The 5,665-nt window shown below is 64.0% G+C and carries 8 protein-coding genes; 2 read left to right on the top strand and 6 right to left on the bottom strand.

Features of this window, described 5'->3' with window-relative positions:
* On the bottom strand, positions 1-227 hold a 227-nt coding region (locus ACYVDE_RS13255; RefSeq protein ID WP_460502022.1), incomplete at its 3' end, for a glycosyltransferase.
* The gene (locus tag ACYVDE_RS13250) at positions 227-1,195 is read right to left on the bottom strand and encodes a radical SAM protein (RefSeq protein ID WP_460502021.1); all 969 of its coding nucleotides are present in this window, start codon (positions 1,193-1,195) and stop codon (positions 227-229) included. The genes ACYVDE_RS13255 and ACYVDE_RS13250, both read right to left, overlap by 1 nt.
* A 314-nt stretch (positions 1,196-1,509) precedes the next feature.
* Between ACYVDE_RS13250 and ACYVDE_RS13245 the strand changes: the two genes are divergently transcribed.
* Together ACYVDE_RS13245 and ACYVDE_RS13240 are read left to right on the top strand one after the other, a co-directional pair.
* Positions 1,510-2,529 (top strand): sensor histidine kinase, encoded by a 1,020-nt coding sequence (locus ACYVDE_RS13245; protein WP_460502020.1) that lies wholly within the window; start codon positions 1,510-1,512, stop codon positions 2,527-2,529.
* Positions 2,526-3,275 carry a LytR/AlgR family response regulator transcription factor gene (locus tag ACYVDE_RS13240; protein WP_460502019.1) on the top strand — a complete coding sequence of 250 codons (750 nt, stop codon included), beginning with the start codon at positions 2,526-2,528 and terminating at the stop codon, positions 3,273-3,275. Before ACYVDE_RS13245 ends, ACYVDE_RS13240 begins: the two co-directional genes overlap by 4 nt.
* A gap of 270 nt (positions 3,276-3,545) precedes the next feature.
* Here the strand turns inward: ACYVDE_RS13240 and ACYVDE_RS13235 are convergent, their stop codons facing one another.
* From ACYVDE_RS13235 to ACYVDE_RS13220, 4 genes are all read right to left on the bottom strand, one after another.
* On the bottom strand, positions 3,546-3,905 hold the full coding sequence (locus ACYVDE_RS13235) for an alpha/beta hydrolase (RefSeq protein ID WP_460502018.1): 360 nt from the start codon (positions 3,903-3,905) through the stop codon (positions 3,546-3,548).
* Between the two features lie 381 nt (positions 3,906-4,286).
* On the bottom strand, positions 4,287-4,502 hold the full coding sequence (locus tag ACYVDE_RS13230) for a hypothetical protein (RefSeq protein ID WP_460502017.1): 216 nt from the start codon (positions 4,500-4,502) through the stop codon (positions 4,287-4,289).
* An 11-nt stretch (positions 4,503-4,513) separates the two neighbouring features.
* A complete protein-coding gene (locus ACYVDE_RS13225) occupies positions 4,514-4,891 on the bottom strand; it encodes a cupredoxin domain-containing protein (protein ID WP_460502016.1) in 378 nt (125 codons plus the stop codon).
* A 12-nt stretch (positions 4,892-4,903) separates the two neighbouring features.
* The coding region (locus ACYVDE_RS13220) for an HAD-IC family P-type ATPase (protein ID WP_460502015.1) at positions 4,904-5,665 on the bottom strand (762 nt) is incomplete at its 5' end.

Below are 5,665 nucleotides of genomic sequence, written 5' to 3'. Positions count from 1 at the left end.
ACCGCGTGGCCCTTGCCCCGGTTGGTCGGGGAGTGCAGCACGCGCAGGCCGGGCAGCTCGGCGGCCAGGGCCGCCACCACCGTCACCGTGTCGTCGGTCGAGCCGTCGTCAACCACGAGGATTTCAAAGCGGGCGGGCCGCGCGGCCAGAAACGCATGGAAGCGCCGCAGCGTGGGCCCGATGCGCTGCGCTTCGTTGTAGGCCGGAATGATGAGACTCAGTTCCATTAGGCTTGAGCGGGTTTTTGCCCTCGAAATCCGTCGAGCCGGCTGCCCAGGTGGGCATAGGCAATGGGGCAGCGGGCCGAGCACGTTTTGCCGCAGTTGAATTGCTGCCGGATGTCCGCCACCGAGTATTCGGCCAGGGGCTTGGCCGGCGAGCTGGTTTTGGGCTGGCACAAATGCACCAGGCCCGCCCCGTCGACTTCGAAGTGGCGGGCGCCGGCCCGGCATTTCCAGGGCTTGCGCTCGCCGCGGGCCAGGGGCAGCTGGAAGTTGTCGTTGAGAATTTGCGGCAGGCGGCCTTTCATGGCCCGAATGCGCAGGTAGGCCTGCAGCGCCTCCTCGCTCAGGGGCAGCGCCTGCCCGGCGCTGTCGCGCATCAGCGAGCACTGAAATCCGAAGCCAAAGCCGACCACTACCTTGGCCACCTCCTCCATCTCGGCAGGGTTGCCGGAACCCAGCACCCCATTCACCCGCACCATAAACTGGGCGTGCTGCCGCAGCAGCTCCAGCTTGGGGCGCAGCCGGCGCATGCTTTTCTCGGTTACCTCGTTGTCTTCCAGGCTGTCGCAGCTGAGCTGCATGCCAAACAAGCCGGCCTCGTTCAGGCTCTTGATGAGGGGGGCTTTCAGCACGTGGCCGTTGGTGTTTATCATCGGCACCATGCCGGCTTCGGCGATGTAGCGTACCAGCTCGGCAATGTGCGGATGCAGCAGCGGCTCGCCCCCGTTAAGCGTCACGAACACGGCTTTCAGCTTGCGCAGGGCGTCGACCCGCGCCTTGAGCTCGGCCAGGGGCACGGGCTTCGACACCTTGTCGTATTCGTAGCAGTAGCCGCAGGCCAGGTTGCAGCGGCGCGTCACCACAATTTGCACCAGCACCGGCCGGTCTTTGTCCAAGGCGGCTTTGGTTAGTTTCCACAGCACTCGGGGGCGGGAAATGCGCAGCGGGGAATCGAAAGCGGGTAAACGCATGGGGGAGGGGGGTGAAGGTGAAAAAGCAGGCCGGGCAGCACCCGGCTGCGACTAGGATGGGGCAATACTCTCCCGCGTTTTGCCCGGGCGGAAGCGCTTTCTGTCGAAGCCGGATTTGGAGGCAATGAATCGGGAAAGGAGCGGGGTGAATTGGCCGCCGATATGCTGCTTTTCGCCGGCCAACCTGGTAGTTTTGCCGTGTTGCCCTCGGGATGGTTCTCAGCCTCTCCGGCAGCCACCGGCGCCATTGGCGCTGCTTTTTTCCTTTCCCGCGGCCACTGCTGCAGCACCATGCGTCGCCTCATTCCTGCCCCATGATTCGAAAAATTGCGTTGGCAGCGCTGGCCGCCACGGCGGTCTTCCACATGGCAGTGTTCATCCAGTTTGGCACCCTGTGGGTGGGCGCGCTGGCCAGCTACCGCGAGCTGCTGCTGCTGTTCCTCTTCCTGCTGGCCACTTTTCTGGTGCACGCGCGCATTGCCCACCTATTCGGGGCCAACCGCCTGACCCAATTGCCCGCCTGGGCCAAAGCCCTGCTCGAAGGGCAGTGCGTGGTGCTGGTGAGCGTGGCGTTCTGGCTGGGGTTCTTCACCTTGCCGCAGCACTACCTGGTGCCCACGGCCGACGTGTCGCCCCAGGCCCTGCGCCTGTCGCTGGCGGTGAGCGCGGTGCTGTCGCTGTTCTTCTACTACTTCGTCGAGCGCGAGCACGTGCGCCAAAACCTGCAACAGGAGGTGGTGCGGGTGGCGCAGTTGCAAAAGGAAACCTTCCAGGCGCAGCTCGAAGCCCTGAAAAACCAGGTCGACCCTCATTTCCTGTTCAACAGCCTCAACGTGCTCGGCTCGCTCATTCACCTCGATGCCGACCGCGCCGTGCAGTTCCTCGGCCAACTGGCCGAGGTGTACCGCGCTCTGCTCGACAGCGGCGCGCAAACGCTGGTGCCGCTGCACCGCGAGATGGTGCTGGTGCGCGCCTACGCCAGCCTGATGGAAACCCGCTTCGGCGAAGCCCTGCGCGTGGAGTGGGACGTTGACCTCGCCTGGGAGCAGGCCCTGGTGCCCCCCACCGCCGTGCAGATGCTGCTGGAAAACGCCATCAAGCACAACGGTGCCACCACGCGCAAGCCGTTGCTTATTAAGGTTTCGGCTGCCGATGGCCGGCTGGTGGTCGAAAACAACCGGCAGCCTCGCACCGACACCGTGGCCTCGACCCACACGGGCCTGCGCAACATTCAGCGCCGCTACCAGCACCTCACCGACCGCCCCGTGGAAATCGTGCCCACGCCGGCGTCCTTTGTCGTCCGACTCCCGCTTCTCACCGCCCCCGCCGAATGAATGTCGTTGTAATTGAAGACGAGCCCCTGGCCGCCCAGGCGCTGGCCGCCCTGCTCACCCGGCTGCGGCCCGGCGTGCGCATTCTGGCGTCGCTGGGCTCGGTGGAAGAGGCGGTGGAATGGCTGCGCGAGCAGCCCGCTCCCGACCTGCTTTTCTGCGACATTCACCTCTCGGATGGCAACAGCTTCGAGATTTTCCGGCAGGTGGCGGTGAGCGCGCCCGTCATTTTAACCACTGCCTACGACGCCTACGCCATCCAGGCCTTCCAGGTGAACAGCGTGGACTACCTGCTCAAGCCCCTGCAAGCCGCCGAGGTAGCGCGCGCCCTGCAGAAGTACGAAACCCTGCGCCCGGCCACGCTGCCCGCCGCTGCCGAAAACGTGCAGCGCCTGGTGCGCGCCACTCCCCGCTCGCGTTTTCTGGTGAAAGCCGGGCAGGCCTTGAAAGCCGTGCCGATAGACGAGGTAGCGTATTTCCTGGCCGAAGAAGGCGTCGTATTCCTCGTCACGCACCAGGGCAAGCGGCACATCATTGCCGACACGCTCGACCAGCTCGAAGGCCAGCTCGATGCCCAAAACTTCTTTCGCATCAACCGCCAAATCATCCTAAGCATCGGCGCAGTGCAGGAAATCCGGCCGTATTTCAAGGGCCGCCTGGTGTTGCAGGTAGCACCGCCAGTGGCGGAGGAGGCCCTGGTTGTCAGCGCCGGTCGCGCGCCGGCGTTTAAGCATTGGCTCGACCATTAAGGGCGCTGCACTGAAGTCCAAGTCCGGGCCCACAAGGTATTTCAGCGGAGCAACTGGTTCAGGAATACGGCTATCTATTCGCCGGAACAAACCCGTGAAAACCAGAAAATCCCACCAATAGAATTGTGGCTGGGGGGCAGTGGCTGGCCGTTTTGGGCAAGATGATGGACCTGATTTCCCGCTTCGCGGCCCTGGGAATGGCCATTGCGATGGGCGCGAGCTTCTTCATCGGCCACGGGGCGCGCTGCAGGGCGACAAGCGGAGACTAATTCAGCGCGTGTGCTTGGCCAGCCAGTCGCACACCAGGCGCAGCACGGCCGGGTCCAGCATCGTGTCGAGGTCGTTGTATTCGTTGGTCAGGCAGGTGCGGCAGGGTTGCAGCAGGTGGTTGAGGCCGGGCAGCACCTGCGTGGTCACGTCGCGGTTGCCGGCCCGGCCCAGGGCCGCGGCGGCCGCGCTGAGGCCGTGGTAGTCCACCATCAGGTCACGGTCGCCGTTGAGGGCCAGCACGGCCACCTTCACCTTGGCCAGGTAGGGGGCGGGGTCGAAGGCAATGTGGTAGCGGTACCAGGGGCTGGTGGCCTGGCGCAGGTAGCTTTCGAGGGTGAAGCGGAAATGGTCATTCGTCACCTTATCGGCCAGCAGGCGGGCATCGTCCCAGGTTTTTCAGGCTTGGTAAAGGGCTTTTGAAAGTAAATAAAAGAGCCTCTGAAAAATCGGGACTATGGGGTGAAGAAGGGTGTGTAGTAAAATAAAAAAGCCTCTGGCTATACCGCCAAGGATTTTTTGGTGGAGACGTAGTGGCTGGTGGGCATCGGGCTATCCAAGTCGTGCTTTCCGTCCAAAATAGCCCTCGTAAGGCCAATGCAAATACGGATAAGCAAGAACGCAAACCGGGATTCATGAAGACCCATAATAGCTGCAAACCCGATGCTTGAGATTTCATATATCCATGAAACTGTCCTGCATAATTTCCTCTGCTGGTTGAATGCCTATATCAACTAGCCTAAGCTACAGGCGGGCCCGGATGGCCGCCCGGTCGGGAGCCGCCCCGTCGGGCGTGAACACGTCGGCCTCGCCCAGCGCCACGCGGTGCACCTGCAGGCCCAGCGCGGCCATTTCCTCGCCCACTACCCGGATGCATTGTGGGCACACCATGTTCTTAATCAACAGGCGGTGCGAACCGGGCAGGGGCAGAACGTGGGTGATGCCAACGTCGGCGGGCATGGGGTGCGGCGTTATTTCACGACCAGGCTGCCCCGCAGCATGCCCATGCCGCAGGTGAACGGGAAGGTGCCCGCCTGCTGGGGCAGCAGCTCCACCAGCGTCGTTTTGAAAGCGGGCAGGTCGCGGCGAATGCTGAAATCGGGCAACAGCAGCTCCTCCGAGCAGCTGTTTTCCTCGTCGCGGTAGAAGCTCAGCTGCACGGGCTTGCCGCGCTCCACTTCGATGATGTCGGGCGAGTAGCCGCCCTTCACAGTGATGACGACCTCCTGCACCCCGCCCGAGGACGACACGGCGCTGGCCGTCTGGCGGGCCGAGAAGAAGAAGTACCACAGCACAAACGCGGCCAGGCCGAGGCCGACGACGGTTACTATAATGGCGGGCGTGTCCATAACAGAGCAGAGTTAATGATTGTCGAAACTGCGCAGGCGCAGCGAGTTGGTCAGCACCGACACCGAGCTCAGGGCCATGGCCCCGGCCGCGAGCATGGGCGAGAGCAGAATGCCGAAGAAGGGGTACAGCAGCCCGGCCGCCACAGGAATGCCGAGCGTGTTGTAGATGAAAGCGAAAAACAGGTTCTGCTTGATGGTGCGGATGGTCTGGCGGCTCAGCTCGATGGCCGTGACGACCCCGTTCAGGTCGGAACGCATGAGCGTGATGCCGGCGGCTTCCATCGCCACGTCGGTACCCGAGCCGATGGCCAGGCCGATATCGGCCTGGGCCAGCGCGGGCGCGTCGTTGATGCCGTCGCCTACCATAGCCACGGTGCGGCCCTCGGCCTGCAGCTCCTTCACCTTGCCGGCCTTGTCCTGGGGCAGCACCTCGGCGAAGTAGCGCGTAATGCCCACCTGGCCGGCTACCTGCGCGGCCGTCTGCGGGTTGTCGCCGGTCACCATCACCACCTCGATGCCCAGCGCCTGGAGCTTCTTAATGGCGGCGGCCGACGTGTCGCGCACCGTATCGGCCACGCCCACCAGGCCCACGGCCTGGCCCGCCACGGCAAGGTAGAGTACGGTTTTGGCCTGGCTCAGGAGCTGCTCGGCCTGGGCAAGGAGGGCGGGGGAGAGGCTGACGCCCTCGTCGGCCAGCAGGCGGCGGTTGCCAATGAGCACGGGCTGGCCGTTCACGGTGGCGGCGGCACCTTTGCCCTCCACGGCCCGGAAGCC

This window comes from Hymenobacter agri, assembly GCF_054778495.1.
Note: the sequence above shows the minus strand (reverse complement) of the source record. Positions and strands in the feature narration are given on the sequence as shown.

What these genes read in the sequence shown, in the direction of transcription:
- ACYVDE_RS13225 (WP_460502016.1), bottom strand. Translation starts at nt 4,891, where the DNA reads ATGGACACGCCCGCCATTATAGTAACCGTCGTCGGCCTCGGCCTGGCC.
- ACYVDE_RS13245 (WP_460502020.1), top strand. Translation starts at nt 1,510, where the DNA reads ATGATTCGAAAAATTGCGTTGGCAGCGCTGGCCGCCACGGCGGTCTTC.
- ACYVDE_RS13250 (WP_460502021.1), bottom strand. Translation starts at nt 1,195, where the DNA reads ATGCGTTTACCCGCTTTCGATTCCCCGCTGCGCATTTCCCGCCCCCGA.
- ACYVDE_RS13230 (WP_460502017.1), bottom strand. Translation starts at nt 4,502, where the DNA reads ATGCCCGCCGACGTTGGCATCACCCACGTTCTGCCCCTGCCCGGTTCG.
- ACYVDE_RS13240 (WP_460502019.1), top strand. Translation starts at nt 2,526, where the DNA reads ATGAATGTCGTTGTAATTGAAGACGAGCCCCTGGCCGCCCAGGCGCTG.